Origin of the sequence: Corynebacterium gottingense (assembly GCF_003693265.1) — a bacterium.
In the GTDB taxonomy this organism is placed as follows: Bacteria; Actinomycetota; Actinomycetes; order Mycobacteriales; family Mycobacteriaceae; genus Corynebacterium; species Corynebacterium gottingense.
Genome location: NZ_RDRE01000009.1, coordinates 53,239 through 74,571 on the forward strand (window position 1 = coordinate 53,239; position 21,333 = coordinate 74,571).

Annotated in this window: 21 protein-coding genes, 1 tRNA gene, 1 pseudogene and 1 riboswitch; of the genes and pseudogenes, 18 read left to right on the forward strand and 5 right to left on the reverse strand. The window is 63.6% G+C overall.

The window, feature by feature from the left end; genetic code table 11:
* Positions 1–9: 9 nt before the first annotated feature.
* From EAW56_RS07170 to EAW56_RS07220, 11 genes are all read left to right on the forward strand, one after another.
* Entirely contained in the window at positions 10–429 is a 420-nt protein-coding gene (locus EAW56_RS07170) for a hypothetical protein (protein WP_133064031.1), read from the forward strand.
* Complete coding sequence (locus EAW56_RS07175; protein ID WP_133064030.1) at positions 426–890, forward strand: hypothetical protein; 465 nt, start codon at positions 426–428, stop codon at positions 888–890. Before EAW56_RS07170 ends, EAW56_RS07175 begins: the two co-directional genes overlap by 4 nt.
* 75 nt (positions 891–965) lie before the next feature.
* Positions 966–1,865 carry an ABC transporter ATP-binding protein gene (locus EAW56_RS07180; protein ID WP_122085879.1) on the forward strand — a complete coding sequence of 300 codons (900 nt, stop codon included), beginning with the start codon at positions 966–968 and terminating at the stop codon, positions 1,863–1,865.
* Positions 1,846–2,640, forward strand: a complete 795-nt coding sequence (locus EAW56_RS07185) for an ABC transporter permease (RefSeq protein ID WP_038592731.1) — start codon at positions 1,846–1,848, stop codon at positions 2,638–2,640. Before EAW56_RS07180 ends, EAW56_RS07185 begins: the two co-directional genes overlap by 20 nt.
* A gap of 28 nt (positions 2,641–2,668) precedes the next feature.
* A complete protein-coding gene (locus EAW56_RS07190) occupies positions 2,669–4,372 on the forward strand; it encodes an ABC transporter ATP-binding protein (RefSeq protein ID WP_095547865.1) in 1,704 nt (567 codons plus the stop codon).
* Positions 4,369–6,249, forward strand: a complete 1,881-nt coding sequence (locus EAW56_RS07195; protein ID WP_122085880.1) for an ABC transporter ATP-binding protein — start codon at positions 4,369–4,371, stop codon at positions 6,247–6,249. Before EAW56_RS07190 ends, EAW56_RS07195 begins: the two co-directional genes overlap by 4 nt.
* A 111-nt stretch (positions 6,250–6,360) precedes the next feature.
* Complete coding sequence (locus tag EAW56_RS07200) at positions 6,361–7,656, forward strand: Na/Pi symporter (RefSeq protein WP_122085882.1); 1,296 nt, start codon at positions 6,361–6,363, stop codon at positions 7,654–7,656.
* Positions 7,657–7,665: 9 nt separating this feature from the next.
* A complete protein-coding gene (locus EAW56_RS07205; protein WP_095536042.1) occupies positions 7,666–7,962 on the forward strand; it encodes a hypothetical protein in 297 nt (98 codons plus the stop codon).
* A 16-nt stretch (positions 7,963–7,978) separates the two neighbouring features.
* Positions 7,979–8,929, forward strand: a complete 951-nt coding sequence (locus tag EAW56_RS07210; protein ID WP_095537484.1) for a substrate-binding domain-containing protein — start codon at positions 7,979–7,981, stop codon at positions 8,927–8,929.
* A gap of 66 nt (positions 8,930–8,995) precedes the next feature.
* A complete protein-coding gene (locus EAW56_RS07215) occupies positions 8,996–9,628 on the forward strand; it encodes a DUF1707 SHOCT-like domain-containing protein (RefSeq protein WP_095537483.1) in 633 nt (210 codons plus the stop codon).
* A 9-nt stretch (positions 9,629–9,637) separates the two neighbouring features.
* Positions 9,638–10,936, forward strand: coding sequence for a pyridoxal phosphate-dependent aminotransferase (locus EAW56_RS07220; RefSeq protein ID WP_122085884.1), 1,299 nt, complete (start codon positions 9,638–9,640; stop codon positions 10,934–10,936).
* A 22-nt stretch (positions 10,937–10,958) separates the two neighbouring features.
* Here EAW56_RS07220 and EAW56_RS07225 read toward each other — a convergent pair whose 3' ends face one another.
* The gene (locus tag EAW56_RS07225) at positions 10,959–12,278 is read right to left on the reverse strand and encodes a UDP-glucose dehydrogenase family protein (protein WP_122085885.1); all 1,320 of its coding nucleotides are present in this window, start codon (positions 12,276–12,278) and stop codon (positions 10,959–10,961) included.
* Positions 12,279–12,479: 201 nt separating this feature from the next.
* Here EAW56_RS07225 and EAW56_RS07230 point away from each other — a divergent pair, with 201 nt between their 5' ends.
* On the forward strand, positions 12,480–13,685 hold the full coding sequence (locus EAW56_RS07230; RefSeq protein ID WP_095537480.1) for a Fic family protein: 1,206 nt from the start codon (positions 12,480–12,482) through the stop codon (positions 13,683–13,685).
* Between the two features lie 34 nt (positions 13,686–13,719).
* Here the strand turns inward: EAW56_RS07230 and dcd are convergent, their stop codons facing one another.
* Positions 13,720–14,283 (reverse strand): dCTP deaminase, encoded by a 564-nt coding sequence (gene dcd / locus EAW56_RS07235; protein WP_095536034.1) that lies wholly within the window; start codon positions 14,281–14,283, stop codon positions 13,720–13,722.
* Between the two features lie 90 nt (positions 14,284–14,373).
* Between dcd and EAW56_RS07240 the strand changes: the two genes are divergently transcribed.
* The 4 genes and pseudogenes from EAW56_RS07240 to EAW56_RS13015 all read left to right on the forward strand — a co-directional run.
* Positions 14,374–14,447 (forward strand) — tRNA-Gly (locus EAW56_RS07240).
* Positions 14,448–14,529: 82 nt separating this feature from the next.
* Complete coding sequence (locus EAW56_RS13230) at positions 14,530–14,577, forward strand: erythromycin resistance leader peptide (RefSeq protein WP_011116968.1); 48 nt, start codon at positions 14,530–14,532, stop codon at positions 14,575–14,577.
* A gap of 99 nt (positions 14,578–14,676) precedes the next feature.
* Positions 14,677–15,531 (forward strand): 23S rRNA (adenine(2058)-N(6))-methyltransferase Erm(X), encoded by an 855-nt coding sequence (locus EAW56_RS07250; RefSeq protein WP_011117480.1) that lies wholly within the window; start codon positions 14,677–14,679, stop codon positions 15,529–15,531.
* Between the two features lie 164 nt (positions 15,532–15,695).
* Positions 15,696–16,113 (forward strand): annotated as a pseudogene (locus EAW56_RS13015) (transposase family protein); the annotation flags it as partial.
* Between the two features lie 312 nt (positions 16,114–16,425).
* Here EAW56_RS13015 and EAW56_RS07255 read toward each other — a convergent pair.
* Positions 16,426–16,971 carry a hypothetical protein gene (locus EAW56_RS07255; protein WP_122085887.1) on the reverse strand — a complete coding sequence of 182 codons (546 nt, stop codon included), beginning with the start codon at positions 16,969–16,971 and terminating at the stop codon, positions 16,426–16,428.
* Positions 16,972–16,987: 16 nt separating this feature from the next.
* Positions 16,988–17,099: riboswitch (SAM riboswitch) on the reverse strand.
* A 115-nt stretch (positions 17,100–17,214) separates the two neighbouring features.
* On the opposite strand from EAW56_RS07255, the gene EAW56_RS07260 reads away from it, so the two are divergent.
* A complete protein-coding gene (locus EAW56_RS07260) occupies positions 17,215–18,042 on the forward strand; it encodes an esterase/lipase family protein (protein WP_122085889.1) in 828 nt (275 codons plus the stop codon).
* Between the two features lie 7 nt (positions 18,043–18,049).
* On the opposite strand, the gene EAW56_RS07265 is transcribed toward EAW56_RS07260, so the two are convergent.
* Complete coding sequence (locus EAW56_RS07265; RefSeq protein WP_415528534.1) at positions 18,050–19,753, reverse strand: VanW family protein; 1,704 nt, start codon at positions 19,751–19,753, stop codon at positions 18,050–18,052.
* A 67-nt stretch (positions 19,754–19,820) separates the two neighbouring features.
* On the reverse strand, positions 19,821–21,050 hold the full coding sequence (locus EAW56_RS07270; protein WP_122085925.1) for a glycoside hydrolase family 3 N-terminal domain-containing protein: 1,230 nt from the start codon (positions 21,048–21,050) through the stop codon (positions 19,821–19,823).
* Between the two features lie 71 nt (positions 21,051–21,121).
* On the opposite strand from EAW56_RS07270, the gene EAW56_RS07275 reads away from it, so the two are divergent.
* Entirely contained in the window at positions 21,122–21,331 is a 210-nt protein-coding gene (locus EAW56_RS07275; protein WP_095275761.1) for a DUF2613 family protein, read from the forward strand.
* Positions 21,332–21,333: the final 2 nt, after the last annotated feature.

The window sequence follows — 21,333 nt, forward strand, 5'->3', positions numbered from 1 at the left end:
CCTGTGGAAGTGACTAAGAAATTCACGGATAGAGCCAGTTTTCACGGCGCAACTAAAACTGAGCTCGAGTCGAATGATGCTGGTCGACGACTGTTCGGGCTTGCGAATCAGGCGGCTCTTTTTCCGCACCAAGGCGAAATCTTTCTCAACGAGAAGAAATTGGTCCTTGGTGACTGGCTGACTCTGTGGCCCACTGATATCCAGGATGTTGACGTCGAGTTCACACCCGAGTATGGGCGCTTCACAGCGGGCGGTAGCCGAGGCGGATTTCCCTCTCTCGGATTCGTTAGGGATCTTGGTAAGCCCCTGAACCTCTATCTCACTAACGGAGACAGAATCTCACTTCTAGTGAACTTCAGACTCGTCAGTGGAACTAACGACAATAAGTCCTGGCTCGAGAAAATTCGCTCGTTCGCCAACATCGGATGACTCCCTTTGTTCACCCCAAGCAAATCATTGCAATACCAGAAAGGATTCACCATGTCCGTAAATACTTCACCATGTCCGTAAATACCACGTTCAACAAGATCGACAGCGAGATCGCCGAGGTAGAGCTTCGCATCAACAAGGAAACGATCACGAAGCAAATCGATGACTTCATCGAAGTTATCGCTTCTGATGGGTTCATCGGCTACATCAACGATGTCGCTCAGCTCCCCACCCATGCGAAAAGGAAGGAGCTTACTGCAAAGACCGCCAATCTCGAGACTTTGCGAGAGCGCGGAGTGCCAGTTCCTGACGGACTGCGATTCACAACGCGCGAATTCGAGCTACCCGAAGATGGTCGTGAGGCTGAGGGTCCCCTGCTCAAGGTTCGACCGGAACTTGATCCGCGAATGGGAGGCTGCATCAGCATCGGTTTCTACGTCTGCGCCAGCTACGGCAACTAGCTAAAGTTGCGCCCTAACCACCTACGAAGTAGCCCCGATTACAAGCGGGGCTACTTGCCTACGAATGGTACTTAGATGAAAACACCTCAAGTCGCTGTAAAACTTTCTAATCTTAGCAAGAGGTATGGTTCGACTCTCGCACTCGATGACATCAATGTAGAGGTCCCCGCAGGGACAGTAGTGGGTCTTGTGGGGTCGAACGGTAGCGGAAAGTCCACACTTCTACGCCTTATTGCCGGAGTCGAACGCCCTTCCCACGGGGAAATCGAGTTCTTCGGGAAAAACCTCGCCTCCAGCGAAACTATAGGGAGCGGGACTGGAGCTGCAATCGACGCAATGGCGCTTTGGCCGTGCTGGTCAGTCAAACGAACTTTGACATACCTTGGTCAACTGACTGGGCGAACGGACGAGGAAGTCAAGGACGTGATTAAATCCCTGTCGTTGGGTGAGTATTCGTCGAGAAAAGTTCGGACGCTATCGTTTGGAAACCGTCAACGGGTGCAAATTGGTGCTGCTTTGATTAATGGTTCACTCCTGACCATTCTTGACGAACCAATGAACGGTTTAGATCCCCAGGGGCGCCTGCTTATGCGAAACCTCATAGAGCAGTTACCAACTGACGAACGCACTGTCTTAATCTCAAGCCACGACCTCAATGAAATTCAAACCCTTTGCTCCCACATCATCCACCTAGAACGCGGAAGAATGATTTTTGCTGGTGAGCTCGCTAGCTACGTGGGGGAAGCGAAAACTTTCTTAGTACATTATCCGCCGGAACTGAGTGAGGCGATCAGTTCCATCATTGATCATCGGCGTGTCCGAACTGGCTCGCACAGCCCTGGCGTGCTGGAGGTGGACGATCAGAATGTCGAAACCCTACGGACCCTAATGGAGGAGCACTCCATTCCGGTCTTGAATCTGGAGACGAAGAAGCACACTTTGGAGGATCAGTTTCATGCACACGGCAGACCGTAAGACGGTGGTCAAAGTCGAAACCAGAAGGTGGATACTTCATCCGGGAGTCTTTGCTCTACTCGTAGTTGTGCCGTTACTAACCGCACTGTTGTCATACGCCGCAGTCATGGCATCAAGCGGGGCCTCCTCAGATGCCGGTGCGGTCTCGATCGACACCACGGCAGCACTCGGGCCCGACTCAGAAGATCCGGAGAAGCTGGATCTCGCCGCAACCTCGATCTATCTACTAGCGCCACTTGCCGCTTCACTCCACGGCGTTCTTTTCGCTGGAAGCGAGCTCTCATCGGGCGCTCTGCTCAATATTGCGGTCGCGGCGCGGCGTTTGAGAACGATCTTCGCCGTTCGGGCGCTATCTCTGGTACTTTTGTCGTTAATAACCGGAGCAATCCTAACCGCATTATCGATCGCCGGGTTGACGACAGGTTTGAGGCAAGCCGAAGTACCAAGCCTCACCCCCGAAGCGCCCCTTGGTACCGTCATCCTGGGCGGATCCATTCTCTACGCCACCGTTGCCGTGATCGCATTTGCGGCAGCAACACTGCTAAGACGGTGGGTCGTCGTTTTGGTTGCACTCGTAGCTTACTTCGTTGTTGCAGAACCCCTGCTAGCCTCAATGCTGTCCGAACGTGCTTCGAACTGGTTGCCTCACGTTTCGCTTGGAAAGTGGGTGGACCTTGAGCCCGAGAGACGATTCGCTTTCCCAACTATGGTTCTGGCGCTTTTGGCTCTGGTCACTGCCGTGGTTGGCACGCAGCGTGATCGAGCTGCGAGGTAAGACCGTTTCTGTGAATTCAGGAGACTAGATGGATCTGTTCCGCCGACTCGCTCGCTATCGTCGTGAGATTTTCGCGGTGCTCATACTCCAGCTGGTTACCACCCTCGCCACGCTGTACCTACCGGACCTCAACGCAGACATTATTGATAACGGTGTCGCGCGCGCAGACGTGCCCTACATCTGGAACGTGGGCCTGCGCATGCTCATCGTCGCACTCATCCAGATCGTGGCGGCCATCGGCGCGGTGTGGTTCGCCTCCCAGGTGGCCATGAAGACCGGCCGGGACATCAGGGCCGCCGTCTACGACCGAGTATCGGGCTTCACCAGCGAGGACATGGCCCGCTTCGGCACCGCCACCCTAGTCACCCGCGGCACCAACGACGTCCAGCAGGTGCAAATGACATTCCTGCTGTTCATGAACTTCATGGTCGCCGCACCCATCATGGCCATCGGCGGCATCATCATGGCCCTGCGCCAGGATGCGGGGATGTCCTGGCTCGTTGTCACGGCGGTGGTCGTGCTCGCCGTCGTGGTGGGCGTCATCGTGGCGATTCTTATGCCGCTGTTCAAGCAGATGCAGAAGCGGCTGGACGCAATCAACGTCCTGCTGCGCGAGCAGATCGCCGGCATCCGCGTGGTCCGCGCGTTCGCCCGCGAGGACTACGAGACCGAGCGGTTCACAGACGCGAATCAGCAGATCACTAAACTCAGCCTGAATATCGGCCGGGTATTCGTGACCATGTTCCCGGTCATCATGCTCATCCTGAACCTGGCGACAGCAGCGGTGCTCTGGTTCGGCGGCCACCGCGTGGACGAGGGCCTGGTAGAGGTGGGCGCGCTCACCGCGTTTATGCAGTACCTCATGCAGATCCTCATGGCGGTGATGATGGGCGTGTTCATGCTGATGATGCTGCCGCGCGCGATCGTGTGCGCCCGCCGCGTGGCGGAGGTGTTGGGCCACGCCCCGCAGATCGTCGAGCCGGCGCGCCCTACTTCCCCCACCGCCCGCACCGGTGAGGTGGAGTTCCGCGACGTCACCTTCACCTACCCCGGCGCCGACGCACCCGTTCTCAAGCGCGTGAGCTTCACCGCCCGCCCGGGCACGACCACGGCGATCATCGGCGCCACCGGCTCGGGCAAGACGACGCTGCTCAGCCTCATCCCGCGCTTGCACGTGGCCACCGAGGGGCAAGTGCTTCTCGACGCCACCCCCATCGACAACCTCGCCCGCCCCGACATCGTCGAGCGCGTCTCCATGGTCCCGCAGAAGCCCTGGCTGTTCAGCGGCACCGTCGCCTCGAACCTGCGGATGGGCAACCCGGACGCCACGGACGAGGAGCTGTGGAACGCGCTGCGCGCGGCGCAGGCCGACTTCGTCGACGACCTGGACATGGAGATCTCGCAGGGCGGCACGAACGTCTCCGGCGGGCAGCGCCAGCGCCTCTCCATCGCGCGCATGCTGGTGGCGCAGCCGGACGTGTTCCTGTTTGATGATTCCTTCTCCGCGCTCGACGCGTCCACGGACGCGCGCGTGCGCGCCGCGATGACCGAGTACACCGCGGGCAAGGTTGTGATTGTGGTGGGGCAACGGGTGGCGTCGATTAGCGGTGCCGACCAGATTCTCGTGATGGAAGCCGGCGAGATCGTGGCACGCGGCACCCACGAGGAGCTGCTGGAAAGCAGCCAGACGTATCGGGAAATTGAGCAGAGCCAGAAGGCGGTGCAGGCATGAGTGAGCAAGAGCCTCGGAAGGCGAAACATTTTTGGCCCTCGGCGAAGCAGCTGATCGGGCTGCTGGAGCCGTTCAAGATCGCGCTCATCGCGATCTTCATCATGAACACCGCGTCGGTCGTGCTGTCGGTCTACGCGCCCCGCGTGATGGGACGGGCGATGGACGTGATCTTCTCCGGCGCGATCTCCGCCCGCATGCCGGGCGGGGTGACCAAGGAGCAGGCGGTGGAGGGCATGCGCGCCGCCGGCCAGGACCGCTTCGCCGACATGGCCGAGGCGATGGACCTGCGGCCCGGCGAGGGCATCGACTTTGACCACCTGCGCGAGCTGATCATTGTCATCCTCGCCCTGTACCTGTGCTCCTCCGTCCTCATGTGGGCGCAGGGCGCGCTGCTGAACCGGCTGACCATGCGCACCGTCTACGACCTACGCGAGCGGGTCGAGACGAAGCTGAACCGGCTGCCGCTCAACTACTTCGACTCCCGCCAGCGCGGCGACGTGATGAGCCGCACCACCAACGACGTGGACAACGTCCAGCAGGCGCTGCAGCAGGCGCTGTCGCAGATGTTCAATGCGGTGATCACCCTGGTGGGCATCATCGTCATGATGTTCTGGCTGTCCTGGCAGCTCGCCCTGCTCGCGCTGCTGGCCATCCCGCTCACCGCGGTGGCGATGGGCGTGGTGGGGACCCGCTCGCAGAAGCAGTTCGCCGCACAGTGGAAGGCCACCGGCGCCGTGAACGGCCAGGTTGAGGAGGCTTTCTCCGGCCACGACGTCGCGCTCATCTTCGGCCGCACCGAGGAGCTGCGCCGCACCTTCGACGCGCGCAACGAGGAGCTCACCGGCGCCGCACAGAAGGCGCAGTTCCTGTCCAACTCGATGCAGCCGATCATGCAGTTCGTGTCCTACCTCTCCTACGTGGCCATCGCCGTCTTCGGCGGCCTGCGCGTGGCCAACGGGCACATGACGCTTGGCGACGCCACCGCGTTCATCCAGTACTCCCGCCAGTTCAACCAGCCGCTCGGCCAGATCGCCGGCATGATGCAGATGGTCCAATCCGGCGTCGCGTCGGCGGAGCGCATCTTCGAGCTGCTCGACGCTGAGGAAGAGGTGGCGGATGTCGAGGGGGCGTCGACAAGCGCGCGGCCCGAAGGCCTGGTGGAGTTCCGCGATGTGTCCTTCTCCTACACCGACGAGCCGCTGATCCAGGACCTCTCGCTGCGCGTCGCGCCGGGGCAGACCGCCGCGATCGTGGGGCCGACCGGCGCGGGCAAGACGACGCTGGTCAACCTCATCATGCGGTTCTATGACGTGGACGAGGGGGCAATCCTTATCGACGGCCACGACATCCGCGATTTCACGCGCCCCCACCTGCGCAGCCAGATCGGCATGGTGCTGCAGGACGCGGTCCTGTTCAAGGGCACGATCATGGAAAACATCCGCTACGGCCGCCTCGACGCGACGGACGAGGAGGTCATCGAGGCCGCAAAGGCGACCTACGTGGACCGCTTCGTGCACGCGCTGCCCGACGGATACGACACCATCGTGGACCAGGACGGCGGCTCCATCTCCGCGGGCGAGCGGCAGCTGATCACCATTGCGCGCGCGTTCCTCTCGCGGCCGGGCATCCTGATTCTGGACGAGGCGACCTCGTCGGTGGATACGCGCACCGAGGTGCTGGTGCAGCGGGCGATGAACGCGCTGCGGGCGCAGCGCACCTCCTTTGTCATCGCGCACCGCCTGTCCACCATCCGGGACGCGGACGTGATCCTGGTGATGGAGGCCGGGCGGATCGTGGAGCAGGGCACGCACGAGGAACTGCTCGAGCGCAAGGGCGCGTACCACGAGCTGTACCAGAGCCAGTTCTCACATAGCTAGGCTACCTTTATACAATTCCCCGGAAGTTAACCGGAAATACACAGCAATTCCGCTTCTTGCTCATAAGGTGCACTCTCGACCAAGTCCATACGACGTTGATTGAGAGCGCACATGAGCAGAGATGCCAAGCACGCCGAGACCGGCGCGCGCGACGTGGCACACGGCAGCACCGCCGTTGCCACCAAGACGAAACCCGCCCCGGACACGGACGCGCCAAAGAACGCGGACGACGAGCCGACCGCCGACCCGCTCGGCTGGCTGCCGCTGAGCGGCACCGCCAAGAAGGTCGCGGAGTGGATCTCCGTCGTCCTTGCGATCTGGCTGCTGCTCAACGCCGTCGGCATGATCGGCGCCGGCTTCAAGATGGCCGCTGGCGACCAGGCGAAGGAACTGTTCTCCTTCGCCGAGAACCCGTTCGTGGGCCTGGCGGTCGGTATTCTCGCCACCGCCATCATGCAGTCCTCCTCCACCACCACCTCCATTACCGTCGGCATGATCGCCGGTGGCCTGCCGCTGGAGGTGGCGGTGCCCATGCTCTTCGGTGCCAACATCGGCACCACCGTCACCTCCACGCTGGTGGCACTCGGCCTGTCCGGCAACAAGCAGCAGTTCCACCGCGCGTTCTCCATGGCCACGGTGCACGACTTCTACAACCTGCTCGCGCTGGCCATCTTCTTCCCGCTGGAGATCTTTACCGGCTTCCTGTCCAAGGTCTCCGGTGTGTTCGCCGGCTCTCTCGCGGGTGAGGGCGACGGCGTGCTCGCCGGGATCTTCGAGGCGATCGGCAACGGCGTCGACGCGATCACCAAGCCGCTGGTCAACCTGGCGAAGCTCATCGTCAGCCCACTCGGCGACGTGTGGGGTGGCATCGTGCTCTCCGTCGGTGGCGTGGCGCTGATCCTGGTGGTCATCGGCTACATCGGCAAGATGCTCTCTGCCCTGCTGGTGGGTCGCGCGCAAGAAATGCTGCACGCAGCCCTCGGCCGCGGACCGATCACCGGCATCTTCTCCGGTGCCCTCATCACCACCGCCGTCCAGTCCTCCTCCACCACCACCTCCCTGACCGTCCCGCTGGCAGCATCCGGCAAGTTCAAGGTCAAGGATCTGTTCCCGTTCGTGGTCGGCGCCAACATCGGTACCACCATCACCGGTCTGATCGCCGCGTTTTCCGCCTCCGGTGTCGAGGCCGAAGCAGCAATGCAGGGTGCACTCGTGCACACCATGTTCAACGTCTTCAGCGCCCTGGTCATCATGAGCCTGCCGTTCCTGCGCGCCATCCCGCCGAAGGGCGCAGACTGGCTGGCCACCATGGCGGACAAGAACAAGTGGTACGTCTTCCTCTGGGTCGGCGGTGTCTTCTTCGCCCTCCCGCTGCTCGCCGTCCTCATCACCAACGTCTTCTTCTAAGGAGCCCCCATGACCACCCCCGAGAACGCACAGTCAAAGTCCGGCCAGCGCGCCCAGAAGCTTATCGACGCCGACGCGCCGAACAACGAACTCCAGCAGCTCATCGACGAGCTCGAAGAAACCACGAGCGTCCTGCGCACCGAGCTCGAGATGCGCCGCAAGACGGACCACGAGCGCCTCACGCCGGAACAGCTGGAGGAGCTTAACCGGATCCCGGAGTACCTGGAGATGACCCGCCCGCGCTGGCGCGACGTGCTCACCTTCTTCCGTGAGTTCCGCAACGAAGCAACCAAGAAGCACCAGTAAGGCAGGCACAGCACGTATGAAGCAGCAATTCATCGCACTGACCGCCGCGCTCTCCCTCGCGGCGACCGGCCTGACCGCCTGCGCGGGCAGCGACGCCGAGAACGGCAATGACACGGTCTCCGGCGGCGCGATCCGCGTCACCGGTTCCGCCACCGTCGAGCCGATCACCTCCTTCATCGCGGACCGCACCGACCACGACGTGCGCATCTCCGCCGACGGCTCCACCGACGGGTTCGACGCCTTCTGCGACGGCAAATCCGACCTCAATGACTCTTCCGTGGCCATCCCGGCGGAGTTCCAGCAGCAGTGCAGCGACAATGGTGTCGAGTTCATCGAGCTGCCCATCGCGCTCGACGCAGTGACCATTGTGAAACACGCCGACAACACCTGGGCCGACGACCTCACCACCGAGCAGCTCCACGACATCTGGGCGGCGGACTCCCCGGTGACCAAGTGGTCCGACATCGACCCGTCCTGGCCGGACGAGGAGATTGGCCTGTACGGCCGCCCGGACGGCTCCGGCACCCTCGAGGTATTCAAGGACAAGGTCCTCGGCGGCGACACCATCCGCGACGACTACGAAGCGACCGACAACATCGACGAGCTGTCCGGCTGGATCGCCGACGACCCCAACGGCATCGGCTTCATGGGCGTTGGCAACTACTTGGCCACCGACGGCGAAACCCGCGACCTGATCGACAACGTCACCATCGACGGCGTCTCCCCCTCCCGCGAAGCCACGCAGGAGGGCGAGTACCCGCTGTCCAGGCCGCTGTTCGTCTACGTCAGCGCCGAGGCCCTCGACGGCAACGACGCGCTCGCGGACTTCATGGGCACCTACCTCGACCGCGTCGAAGGAGTACTGCCGCGCGTGTACTTCTACCAGCTGCCCGAGCAGGAGTACGACGACGCCCGTACGCGCTTTCACGACCGCGTCACCGGCGCCGACGAACGGTGGAGCGCCTAGGTCACCTCCCGCAGTGCTATGGTGGGGCCGTTACTCGTTCTGTGAACTGTAAGGAGCATTTCCCCGATGAGCAGCGCTTTCCAGCCCTCCGAGCCGGAGCACATCCGGCTTTCTGACGCGGACCGCACCGAGGCAATGTCCGCTCTCGGGGAGGCGCTGAGCGAGGGCCGCCTCACCCTCGGGGAGTACGACGAGCGCTGCCAGTACTGCACCCAGGCGCAGACCCGGGCGGACCTCGTGCCGCTGTTCGCCGACATCCCCCAGGCGCCCGTCATGGGCTCCAGCGCCGGTATGCCGGCGGCCCAGCACGACGTGCCCGTCTTCACCGCCCGCGAGCTTGTCGAGGCGCGCCGCTCCGGCCGCCGCACCCGCGCCGGCATCTTCTGGCTGGGCACCATCGGCAGCATCACCCTCGCCGGGGCGGCCTCGCTCCCCGCCGTGCTCGCGGTCATCCCGGTCCTGTTCATCCTGCTCTACGTGATGAAGGTGGGGCCGGACTCCTGGTACTCGCCGTCGCTGCGGGACATGGAGCGCTCCAAGCGCCGTCTCGTGCGCGCCAAGCAGCTGGAGCTGGAGGCGGACCGCGCCTACGACGCGGCGCGCAGGAAGGCGGAGCGCCGCGAGCAGATCGACCAACTCACCGGCGATACCCTCAACTTTGCGCAAGAATCCCTCAACAGGTTCCGCCGCCGCGACTAATATGGCCCTATGGCCAAGAAACATCCCAAAACCCCAGACCAGCCAGCCAATCCCGAGAAGGTGGCGTCGACACGCGCCAAGCGTACCCACCGCCACTTCGACCAGGCCGACAAGCTCAAGAACGTCTTCTACGACATCCGCGGACCCGTCTCCGCGACCGCGGAGGAGATGGAGCGCGACGGCCACACCATCCTCAAGCTGAACACCGGCAACCCCGCCGTGTTCGGTTTCGAGGCACCGGACGTGATCATGCGCGACATGATCGCCAACCTCCCCACCTCCCAGGGCTACACCACCTCCAAGGGCATCACGTCCGCCCGCCGCGCCGTGGTCACGCGCTATGAGCTTATCGACGGCTTCCCGCCCTGCGACATCGACGACGTGTATTTGGGCAACGGCGTTTCCGAGCTGATCAGCATGGTCACGCAGGCCGCGCTCAACGACGGCGACGAGATCCTCATCCCCGCCCCGGACTACCCGCTGTGGACGGCGGCCTCCACCCTCGCCGGCGGCAAGGTCGTGCACTACCTGTGCGACGAGGAGGACGACTGGAACCCGTCGCTGGAGGACATCCGCTCCAAGGTCACCGACAAGACGAAGGCCATCGTGGTGATCAACCCCAACAACCCGACGGGCGCCGTCTACTCCCGCGAGACCCTCGAGGGCATCGCCGACATTGCCCGCGAGCACGAGCTGATGATCTTCGCCGACGAGATCTACGACCGCATCCTTTACGACGGCACCCAGCACACCTGCATGGCCGAGGTCGCCCCCGACGTCATCACCATCACCTTCAACGGACTGTCCAAGGCGTACCGCGTCTGCGGCTACCGCGCCGGGTGGATGGTCATCACCGGACCGCGCCGCCGCGCGAAGGGCTTCATCGAGGGCATCGACCTGCTCTCCGGCACGCGTCTGTGCGCGAATGTTCCTGGCCAGCACGCCATCCAGGTGGCGCTCGGCGGCCGCCAGTCCATCTACTCGCTGACCGCCGAGGGCGGCCGCCTGCACAAGCAGCGCGACGTCGCCGTCCGCAAGCTCCGCGAGATCCCCGGCGTCTCCGTCGTCGAGCCAAAAGGCGCGCTGTACTGCTTCCCCAAGATCGACGCGGAGATGTACGGCATCCACGACGACGAGCGCTTCATGCTCGACCTGCTCAAGTCCGAGAAGATCCTCATGGTCCAGGGCCGCGGCTTCAACTACCCCACCCCGGACCACTTCCGCGTAGTCACGCTGCCGTGGGCGTCCCAGCTAGAAAACGCGCTGGAACGCCTCGGCAACTTCCTCGCTGACTACCACCAGCACTAACGGAGCACTGGCGGAGTGCTGGTTACAGCGAGCGGCCGAGAGCCCGCACCGTCCATCCGGCCTCCTGCCACGCGGGGACGGGGAGGACGTTGCGGCCGTCGATAAGCACTCGCTGCTCCACGCGCTTGGCCGAGGCGACCGGATCCATCTCCTTGAACTGCTTCCACTCGGTGGCGAGGATGACCAGCTCAGCGCCGGTCAGCGCGTCATCGAGGGTGTCGGCGTAATCGAGCGTGGGGAAGACGCGGCGGGCGTTGTCCATCGCCTCCGGGTCGAAGACGCGCACCGCGGCGCCCGCGAGCGAGAGCTGGCCGGCCACCGCGAGCGCGGGCGAATCGCGCACGTCGTCCGAGTTCGGCTTGAACGCCGCGCCGAGGACTGTGATGCGGCGGCCGATCAGGCTTCCGAGCTCCTCGCGGGCCATGTCCACCACGCGCTCGCGGCGACGCATGTTCACCGCGTCCACCTCGCGCAGGAACGTGAGCGCCTGGTCGGCGCCCAGCTCGCCGGCGCGCGCCATGAACGCGCGGATGTCCTTGGGCAGGCAGCCGCCGCCGAAGCCAAGGCCGGCGCCCAGGAACTTGCGGCCGATGCGGTCGTCGTAGCCGATGGCGTCGGCGAGCTTGGTGACGTCGGCGCCGACGATCTCGCAGACCTCGCTGACCGCGTTAATGAACGAGATCTTGGTGGCCAGGAACGCGTTGGCGCTCACCTTCACCAGCTCAGCGGTCTGCAGGTCGGTGACGATGAACGGCGTGTCCTTGGACAGCGGGGTGGCGTAGACCTCGCGCGCGATAGCCTCCGCCTGGGAGTGCTCCGGGCGAACGCCCAGCACGATGCGGTCCGGCTCGATCGTGTCCTTCACCGCGTAGCCCTCGCGGAGGAACTCCGGGTTCCACGCGATCTCCACCGACGTGCCCGGCGCGGCCAGCGCATCGGCGCGGGCCTGCAGCTCCGCGGCCGTGCCCACCGGCACCGTCGACTTCCCCAGGATGACGTGCTCGCCTTCCAGGTGCGGCACCAACGAATCGATCACGGCCTCGACGTAACGGGTATCCGCCGCGTAGGAACCACGCTGCTGCGGGGTGCCCACGCCGATGAAGTGTACGTTGCCAAACGCCGCTGCCTCCTCGTACGAGGTGGTGAAGTCCAGGCGATCGGCCGCCATGTTGCGCTCAAGTACCTCGGGCAGGCCCGGCTCGTAGAACGGGACCTCCCCAGCCTTGAGTCGATCGATCTTTGCTTCGTCTACGTCCACGCCCAACACTTCATGGCCAAGTTCAGCCATGCATGCCGCGTGGGTTGCACCGAGGTAACCGGTGCCAATTACTGTCATCCGCATAACTGACCATTATGCCCGTTCCTGTGAGGCGGGGCAGGGTGAGGGGGACGCGGGACGCGGCTGCTATTCTTTCAAATTTGCGAAGAAGCAGCGCAGGACGCGATCCTATTTTGCAAAAACCCCTGTTTTTGAAAAATAGACCACGCAGATCTTTGCTACGCTTGCAGAATTGCAAAAAACGAACCGCAAAGGACGGCCGAAGTGAGCGATTACAAATCACTGAAGACGCTGTTTCACATGTCTTCAGACGGCCGCCGTGCTGCTCAAGCGGAGTACACATCCAGGTTTAAATCCCCTGCAACCCTCCATTGGAACTTCCAGGTTGGTGAGCACGAACTGTTCGTGGTGCTTACCGGTGAGATCCAGTCGCTCCTCGAACAAGTTTGGCGCACTGAGCTCCAAATAGCTCACAAGTGGGTGACGCTTCCCGGCGTAGCACGTAGTCACTACCTTACCGGCCTTCTCATTGGAGAAATTAAAGCTACGAACCAAATCGAAGGTGTTTACTCGACGCGCAAGGAAATCGTCGATGCCCTTACCAGCCCTAAGAGCGGACCCCACAAGCGTTTCCGGGAAATGGTTGCCTTCTACAAATCACTGTTGGACCCCAACGAACGCCCGGCTTTTCCAGATTCGTCGGAGGCACTGCGCGCAGAGTACGACAAACTGCTCTCGAAGGAGATCAGCAGCGACGACCTACCCGATGGCGAGCTCTTCCGAGCCGACTCCGTAGAAATCCACGACGGCGTAAGAGAGGTGCACAGGGCCCCGCGCAGCGAACACGACATTGAAACGCGGATGCAAACCTTCCTCGACTCTCAGTTCCGTGAAACGCATGTCCTCGTGAATGCGCTCATCGGTCATTTCATATTCGAGTACACTCACCCGTTCTACGACGGAAACGGACGCATGGGGCGATTTTTGCTTGCGTTCAAGGCGCTCGAGATTCTCTCCCCACCCACTTCAATGTCCCTGTCTCATCAGTTCTCGCTGCAACGGAAGAAGTACTACGCGGCCTTCATAGATGCAGAAAATAGTATGAACTTTGGAGAAGCGACATTCTTTCTCAAGGCAATGCTCGAAATGCTGGTCGATGCCCAAGAAGACTTAGAATCATCTCTTGACCAAAAACACGCCCAACTGAGGAGTTTGCAAGACACTCTATCGGCGTTAAAGCGTGATCAGTATGAACGCGGTCTCCTATTCCTAGCGGCGCAAGCACTGCTTTTTGGACCAGACCTCCCCATTCCACTGAAGGAGGCAGCAGCCGCCATGGAAAGGTCTTGGAACACCCTCCGCCCCGTTGCAGACAAACTCGAATCTGAGGGACTGCTGCACTCAGTATCAAAGCGCCCACTCACCCTTGAGCTGACGGAACTAGGCAGAAGGCACCTGGATCTGATGTAACTCCTGCACGGTGGGCGTCGAAAAGCGAAAAGCCCTACTGGAAGTTCAGGTACGCGCGCGACGGAGTGGGGCCACGCTGCCCCTGGTACTTCGAACCGAGCGCGCCCGAGCCGTAGGGGACCTCGGCGGGCGACGACATGTTGAAGATCGCGAGCTGGCCCACCTTCATGCCCGGCCAGAGCGTGATGGGCAGGTTGGCAACGTTGGACAGCTCGAGGGTGATGTGGCCGGAAAAGCCCGGGTCGATGAAGCCCGCGGTGGAGTGCGTGAGCAGGCCGAGGCGTCCGAGCGAGCTCTTGCCTTCCAGGCGGCCGGCCAGGTCCGCAGGCAGCGTGAAACACTCGAGCGTGGACGCGAGGACGAACTCGCCGGGGTGGAGGACGAACGCCTCGCCCTCGGGGACCTCCACGGCCGTGGTGAGGTCGGGCATCTCCAGCTTCGGGTCGATGTGCGTGTACTTCGAGTTGTTGAAGACGCGGAAGAACTTGTCCATGCGCACGTCGATCGAGCTCGGCTGCACCAGGGCAGCATCGTAGGGGTCGATGCCGAGCTTGCCGGAGTCGATAGCGTCGCGAATGTCATGGTCTGAAAGAAGCACGCCACAAGCATACGGCAGGCTCGTTTTCCATTTCAGCGCGGGACGGTGCTAAAGTGTTGCCATTGTCGCGCTGATTCGGCGCGGCAGAATGCCGGCGTAGTTTAGTGGTAGAACATCAGCTTCCCAAGCTGAGAGTGCGAGTTCGATTCTCGTCGCCGGCTCCAATTTGATGAGGCCCGCTTCCCCGCTTCGTACCGGGAGGCGGGCTTTTTTGTGTGCGGTTTTTAAATGGATATAATTAGACCCATGTTGATTTCAGGTACCGCTTTCTTGCGGTTGCGCACCAACCGCTAAGGCGGTTTCCTACCCCGTAGGTTAAAAACCGCTCCGGTCCTTTAGCCGGGCGGCTATTTGTCATGCCCGGCTCCCTTTCAAATCCAAGGAGCACACCTGATGTCTGCATACGGACACGGCCGTCACGAGCATGGCCAAAATTTTCTCACCAACCACAAGATCATCAACTCCATCATCGACCTTGTGAAACAAACCTCCGGCCCCATCATTGAGATCGGACCAGGAAGCGGTGCCCTCACTCACCCGATGGCCCACTTGGGGAGGGCGATAACGGCAGTTGAAGTGGACGCAAAACTAGCTGCCAAAATCACACAAGAAACCTCCTCGGCGGCGGTCGAAGTGGTCCATGATGATTTCCTTAACTTCCGGTTACCCGCCACTCCCTGCGTCATTGTGGGAAACATTCCCTTTCACCTCACCACTGCCATTCTTCGAAAGTTGCTGCATGCGCCAGCATGGACTGACGCTGTACTCCTCATGCAGTGGGAAGTCGCTCGCCGCCGGGCCGGGGTAGGCGCAAGCACGATGATGACGGCTCAGTGGTCCCCATGGTTCACATTTCACCTGGGTTCTCGGGTACCAAGGTCTGCTTTCCGGCCACAGCCAAACGTTGACGGGGGGATCTTAGTGATCCGCCGGGTGGGTGACCCGAAGATTCCGATAGAGCAGCGCAAAGCCTTTCAGGCGATGGTGCACACCGTTTTCACTGCCCGGGGACGCGGGATAGGGGAAATTCTCCGAAGGGCAGGGTTGTTTTCATCACGTTCAGAAACACAATCATGGTTGCGCTCGCGAGGAATCGACCCCGCGACCCTACCTCCCAGATTGCACACCAACGACTGGATCGATCTCTTCCAGGTGACTGGTTCCTCTCTACCTCACCATCGACCCATTTCACCATCGGGAAGTAGTCAACGACCTCCTCAACGGAAAAACCGAAGCCGGCGGCGTTAATCCCCACCAAAACCGAAATCCACCAGTAGTACTAAAAGGGCTCTTCCGGTTTTAGAGTGCATTGATTAGTTCGCCGGGGGTTCGGGCGTGGCACAAGATATTGGGGTCCTTGGCTTTGTAGGAAAAAGGTATCTAATCCATCCGTACAAAACTAAGGACCTACTGTGCAGCCTAACGGAAATGTCATCGTCGATACCATCTGCCGCACCGCAAAACTAGGAACTACTATCACCGGTGCCACAGAAAACGGTGACGTCACTGTTATTGAAGCCGAACCCGTCGAGCCGATCAATGAATGCCCTACCTGCGGGCAGCCTGGAGTATTCCGCGACCACGTCATCCGCAGCCTGGTCGATCTGCCCATCGTCGGCCACCCAACAACTTCATGTGCGCCTTCCACGCTACCGGTGCACCAACAAGCGTTGCTTGCAGAAGATCTTCCGTGCTGGCCTTGCCTGCGCGCCCGACAATTCAAAGACCACGGACCAGGTGACCCACTGGATCCTGCAACGACTCTGCCTAAATCGGATGAGCGTTGCCGCTGCACCCAAGTCATTAGGCCTGGGGTGGGATATGAAGTGTCCCAGGTTTTGTTCCGTTTGATGAAACCCGTTTTTGAAACAACGTACGGAGCACAACGCACGCCGATGCCAAAGCTTCCGCAACATCGACTACCTCATCAAACCCACGACAGTGGGATTCACACCCTCAATCCCCACGCGTGCAATCTGGTTTTTGTGTGCGGTGTGTCTGGCTCGGGGCGGGGTTGGGGGTTTGGCCTGTTTGACGAGGGCAGGGTGACGAAGACGCGGAATTTTTGTCGCACCCTCGTCATCCTGTCCTCGTCATGAAGGTACTCAGAAGGGGGCGCCCAACCGCCGAAGCTCCGTCAACTTACGCCCAGCACGCCCCGATCGGCTGGGCGGCGAGCACGGCGACCTCGCCCGACGCGGCCTCCAGCACCCGCCACTTCGGGTGGTAGCGCCACCCGGTGGCCAGCACGTCGGGGTTGTGGAACCAGCCCTGGACCACGCCGTCGTCGGTAGCAAACGTCACACGCGTGCCCTCGACCTGCAGGATCTCCACCCGTGTCCACCCGCCGGCCTCGCCGTCGCGTGAGTTCGCGGCGCGGGTGACCGGGATCCAGTGCGGGCGGTGGCCATCCGCCACGAGCCTGCAGTGGGTGTGATCCACCGCTGCGTAATCGCGGGCGGGCGGCAGCGGGACCTCCTCGCCGGGGACGCCTCCCTCCGCAGCGGCCGCGCGCAGACGGTTGCGCTCCGGCGAGTACTCAAAGTTCGTACCCACCCGCTGAACCACGTCGAAGGCCGCGAGCTGGGTGCCAAACACGCGGACGTGCAGCTCACCACCAGCGGAAAAGGTCAGTACGGTCTGGTTGATGTTGTCCAAAGTGGCGGGAAGCCAGGACGTCAAAGCCATGAGGGCTCTCCTTGGAAGGTCGCACTTTCGGCGCGCGGTGTTGCAAACGCCGACAGATCTTCTCCCGGGGGCACCGTGCGCGATCTGCGCGGTTGCCAGCCGACGGGCCGGGAGGCCTTGCTCAAATCACACTGCAACAGCAGTCACTAGAAAGAGCGCGTCGGACTTCTTGATCCGTCGACCAGCGTATCGGAGCGAAAACTCCCGGTCAAGGAAGCGCGCAACCACATATGCTGGATACGCATGAAGCTCGCCACCATGATCGTCGTCGGCTCGGCCGCACTCGGCGCGGCCAACGCCGCGCGCAACCGACCACCGCTGCCCTTCAACGACCCGGACTTCTCGCCCTCGTACACCACCCCAGTCATGTACATCCACGGCGTAACCAGCCGCGCCCGGGCGTTCCGCCCCAACGCGGAGCGCCTGCGCGACGAGGGCTTCTGGGTGTGGGGCGCCGACTACGGCGACATGCTTGCCCCCGGCTTCTACGGCATGGGCAACCTGGACAGCATCATCGAGGACGTGCACGCGAACGTGGACCACGTCCTGGAGCAGACCGGGGCTGCGAAGTTAGACATCGTGGCACACTCGCAGGGTGGGCTCATGACCAAGCTGTTCATCGCCAACGGGGGCGCGCCGAAGGTGCGGCGCGTGGTCGCCATGGGAGCGAACTTCCACGGCACCGACGTGCGCGGCCGCGCTCCCCGCTTCACCCCGTTCATAACTCGGCACCCGCGGGCGGCGTCGGCGTTGGCGTCGCCAGGCGTGATCCAGCAGCTCGCGGACTCGCCGTGGGTGCGTACGCGTCTCAACGTGCCCGATACGGTGCCGGGCATCGTGTACACGTCGCTGTACTCGCCCGCGGACGTGCTGGTCACGCCCAATGCGACGTCCATGCTGGCCGCGGTCGACGGGGCGGACGTGGTGAACATCAACGTCGCCGACGCTTATGACGGCTACGCCCCGCGGCACGCGCTGATGGAACGCGACCCGGTCTTCACCGAGCTCACGCTGTGGGGCCTCACCCGCGAGCGCGGGGAGCACACCCCGCCGCCCATCCCGTGGGCATAAACGGGACCTAGCCGCACTTCACAATCGGCTCGGGGTCGTAGACCGTGGTCTGGGTCTCCTGGTCGATGAGGTTGCCGGAGAGGTCGTAAATGCTCCGGGTGTCCGAGGTGGTGAACCCGGGCGAGCCGCTGGAGGGGCTGCACGTCGCGCCCGAAAGGTTCATCGTGTTCGGCTGGGTCTGCGCCCAGCGCCCGCCGTTGGCGGACTCGACGCGCACCGTCTTCACTCCCATGAGGCTCACGGTGAGCTCGCCGCCGCTCACACCGGTCTGGATGCGCACGGGGTGGTTCGAGTCGTTGCGGAACTGCAGGTCGATCGCGCCCTCGTAGACGGTGGCCTCGCGGCCCGCCGGGTAGCGGGAGATGTAGTAGGAGTGCGGCGTGTGCGCGATGTCAGTCATGCCCGCGAAGTACGCGGCGTTGTAGAGCGTTGTCGCGAACTGGGAGATGCCTCCGCCCACGGCCATGTCGGAGTGGCCGTTGAGGATGATGCCGGACTCCACGTAGCCCTGGGCCGTGCCGCGCGGCCCGGTGTAGCCGTTGAGCGAGAAGGTCTCGCCCGGGTTCACAATCGCACCGTTGACGGTCTGCGCCACCAGCGCAATATTGGTGCCGGACGGCCCCGAGAAGCCGCCGGTGGTGAAGGACCCGACCTCCTCGTTGAACGTGGCGTTCTGCGCGTCTTCGGTGGTGAAGTCGGCCTCGACCGGGCGGTACGCGGCGTCCCAGGTACGCTCCCCATCGCCAAGGAGGCGGTCCTCGAATCCGTCGAAGGTCGCGTCCCAGTCCACCTCGGTGCCGTCTTGTGAGGGCTCGACCCCGCCGCCCTCGAGCACGCGCGCGTTGCGCATCTCGGTCTGCGTCCCGCCGAGCGCCTCACCAAGGATCGCGCCCGCCACGTCGCGGTGCACGTCGGGCTGGATGCGCCCCTCCACGTTGTTGAACTGCACGACCTCGCCCATCCGCTCCTGCGGAATGGTCGCCGTCACGCCGTCGCGGCCGTTGACGGTCAGCGGCCCGCCCAGCGCAGCCTTGATCGGGCCGTCCATCGCCTGCGTAATCACCGCGTCATTGATCGCGGGCTCCACGGGCTGCGGCTCCACGTCCACGCCCTCCGGGTCGAGCCAGCCGTCCGTCACCGCAGCCTCGAGGTCTGCCGGGTTCACCTCCTGCCCCAGCTTCGGGTCGGTCACATTCGCCTTGCCGCCGTCGACGTGGATCGCGCCGTCTACCGGCGCCACGTACAGCTCGTCCTTCACCCGTGCCAGTTCTGGGTCGAGCTTGTGCTTATCGACGCTCCCCTGCACGTCCACCTCGTGCTGCGTAAACAGGCCCGTCAGCCGCGGGATCGGGTTCGCGGACTGGATCCCCGCCGCGTCGACAGTCGCCTGCCAGTCGATCCCCAGCCCCGCCGCCGCCGGCACGAGTTGGGCGCGCTTGTCTGCCGCCGTGACCTCGACGGGTTGCTCGGTGACGTCGCCAAGCTCCCCCTGCAGGCGCTCGCGCGCCTCGTCCGGCGACATGCCGCCGATGGCCACGCCGCCGACCGTGGTGCCGCGGGGGACGTTGCCGCGGTTGAGCGCCAGATCCGCCAGGTATACGGCCAGGACGACGGCGAGCAGGCCAAGGACGGCGCCGAGCGCGATCTTGCCCGCCTTACCGGACGACCCGGCGCGGCGGTGCGACGAAGTTTGCCTGTAGGAAGTAGTCACCTGCCACAGGGTAGTAGATGGGGTAGTAGATGTAGCAACGAATTCGCATGCGTGGCTGGCCGCGGACTTACAGGCCGGTGTTGATCAGCTGCTGCTGGGCGCGCGCCGCAGCCTCGTTCACGCGCGCCTCGGGCAGCTCGCCCGACTGCACGGCGGCGACGACCCCGTCGATCACCTGCGGCACGTCCGCGCCCGAGGACCACAGCGCTTGGTCCGCGCCCGCCGCGATCGCGCGCTTGACCGCCTCCGGCGTCGGCGCGTAGTCCAGGATGCCGCGCATACCGGAGAGGTCGTCGGTGACCACCACGCCCTCGAACGGGACGCCGCCCGGGTAGTCGCCGTCGCGCAGGATGCGGTACGCCTCCGGGTTCAGGGAGCTGGGCACGCCCTCCGGGCCCATGCCGGGGACGATCATGTGGCCCATCATCACGCTCGAGCGCGGGAAGCGCTGCAGGAGCGGGCCGAACGGGCGCATGTCCAGCTCGCGTACCTGGTCCAGCGGCGGCGTCACGGCGAGCTGGTGGTGCGTGTCGCCGGAGGCGCGGCCGTGGCCGGGGAAGTGTTTGAAGGTGGGGGTGACGTTGGCGTCGATAAGCCCCTGCGCAAACAGCGTGCCCACGCGCACGACCTCGTCCGGGTGGCCGCTGAACGCGCGGTCGCCGACGATGTCCAGGCCAGAGACATCAAGGTCCAGGAGCGGGGCGTAATCCACGTTGACGCCGCGCCCGCGCAGGGAACGGCCGATGTCGTAGCCGGTGCCCCGAATGACCTCGGGCGGGCGGGCGGCCAGCTCGCGCGGGGCCATGAAGCTGCCCATCACGTCGGTGTGGCGCTGGACGCGGCCGCCCTCGAAGTCGATGGCCACGGAGAACGGGTGGTGGTACTGCGCGCGCAGCGCCTCGATGTTGTGGCCCTGCGCGGTAAGCAGCGCGGGGTCGGCCCAGCTCGGGATGATCAGGCCACCGACGCCCTGGTCGAGCGCGGCGCGGGCCTGCGCCTCGTTGGTCACGCCGACCACCATCAGCGACGCCACCCGCGCGCGCAAGTCCGCGGGGACGCGCTGCTGCGCCGGGCTTTGCGGCGCGCTCGGGGCCGGCTGCGGGGCGGGCGGGACGACCGCGGCGGGCTCCCCTGACTGTTCTGGCTGTTCTGACTGGACGGTCTGCGTGGGTTCCTGCTGGGCCGTGTCGGAGGGCTCGCCGCCCAGCTCGGGGCGCGCGGTGAGGGCGGCGACGAGCAGCGCCACGGCGAGCACGCCGCCGACGCACACGGCGACCGCCCGGTTCCGCTGCAGCATCTTGGACACGCGCGCCCCCTTCGAGTTGGAAGAAACGGTACCAGTGTAGTCGTGCTGGTAGGCTCATGCGCATGTCCCACCAAGTTCTGCGCCTGCCTGCATCGTTGCCGCGCCGTGCCGCCAACCCGGTGATCGCCTCCGCGGTCGTCGGCGCCGTGCTCGGGGTGGTCGGCGTGCTGGGCGTCGCCTCCGTCTCCGGGCAGAGCACCGTGCCCCAGGGCGGGGCCGTGGCTGCGGACGATGCCGTGCTGGGCGGGCCGGAGTACGGCTCCCGGGAGTAGCC

Coding starts and splice junctions, on each gene's coding strand:
- EAW56_RS07175 (WP_133064030.1), top strand. CDS start 426: ATGACTCCCTTTGTTCACCCCAAGCAAATCATTGCAATACCAGAAAGG.
- EAW56_RS07180 (WP_122085879.1), top strand. CDS start 966: ATGAAAACACCTCAAGTCGCTGTAAAACTTTCTAATCTTAGCAAGAGG.
- EAW56_RS07185 (WP_038592731.1), top strand. CDS start 1,846: ATGCACACGGCAGACCGTAAGACGGTGGTCAAAGTCGAAACCAGAAGG.
- EAW56_RS07190 (WP_095547865.1), top strand. CDS start 2,669: ATGGATCTGTTCCGCCGACTCGCTCGCTATCGTCGTGAGATTTTCGCG.
- EAW56_RS07195 (WP_122085880.1), top strand. CDS start 4,369: ATGAGTGAGCAAGAGCCTCGGAAGGCGAAACATTTTTGGCCCTCGGCG.
- EAW56_RS07200 (WP_122085882.1), top strand. CDS start 6,361: ATGAGCAGAGATGCCAAGCACGCCGAGACCGGCGCGCGCGACGTGGCA.
- EAW56_RS07205 (WP_095536042.1), top strand. CDS start 7,666: ATGACCACCCCCGAGAACGCACAGTCAAAGTCCGGCCAGCGCGCCCAG.
- EAW56_RS07210 (WP_095537484.1), top strand. CDS start 7,979: ATGAAGCAGCAATTCATCGCACTGACCGCCGCGCTCTCCCTCGCGGCG.
- EAW56_RS07215 (WP_095537483.1), top strand. CDS start 8,996: ATGAGCAGCGCTTTCCAGCCCTCCGAGCCGGAGCACATCCGGCTTTCT.
- EAW56_RS07220 (WP_122085884.1), top strand. CDS start 9,638: ATGGCCAAGAAACATCCCAAAACCCCAGACCAGCCAGCCAATCCCGAG.
- EAW56_RS07225 (WP_122085885.1), bottom strand. CDS start 12,278: ATGCGGATGACAGTAATTGGCACCGGTTACCTCGGTGCAACCCACGCG.
- EAW56_RS07250 (WP_011117480.1), top strand. CDS start 14,677: ATGTCTGCATACGGACACGGCCGTCACGAGCATGGCCAAAATTTTCTC.
- EAW56_RS07255 (WP_122085887.1), bottom strand. CDS start 16,971: ATGGCTTTGACGTCCTGGCTTCCCGCCACTTTGGACAACATCAACCAG.
- EAW56_RS07260 (WP_122085889.1), top strand. CDS start 17,215: ATGAAGCTCGCCACCATGATCGTCGTCGGCTCGGCCGCACTCGGCGCG.
- EAW56_RS07270 (WP_122085925.1), bottom strand. CDS start 21,050: ATGCTGCAGCGGAACCGGGCGGTCGCCGTGTGCGTCGGCGGCGTGCTC.
- EAW56_RS07275 (WP_095275761.1), top strand. CDS start 21,122: ATGTCCCACCAAGTTCTGCGCCTGCCTGCATCGTTGCCGCGCCGTGCC.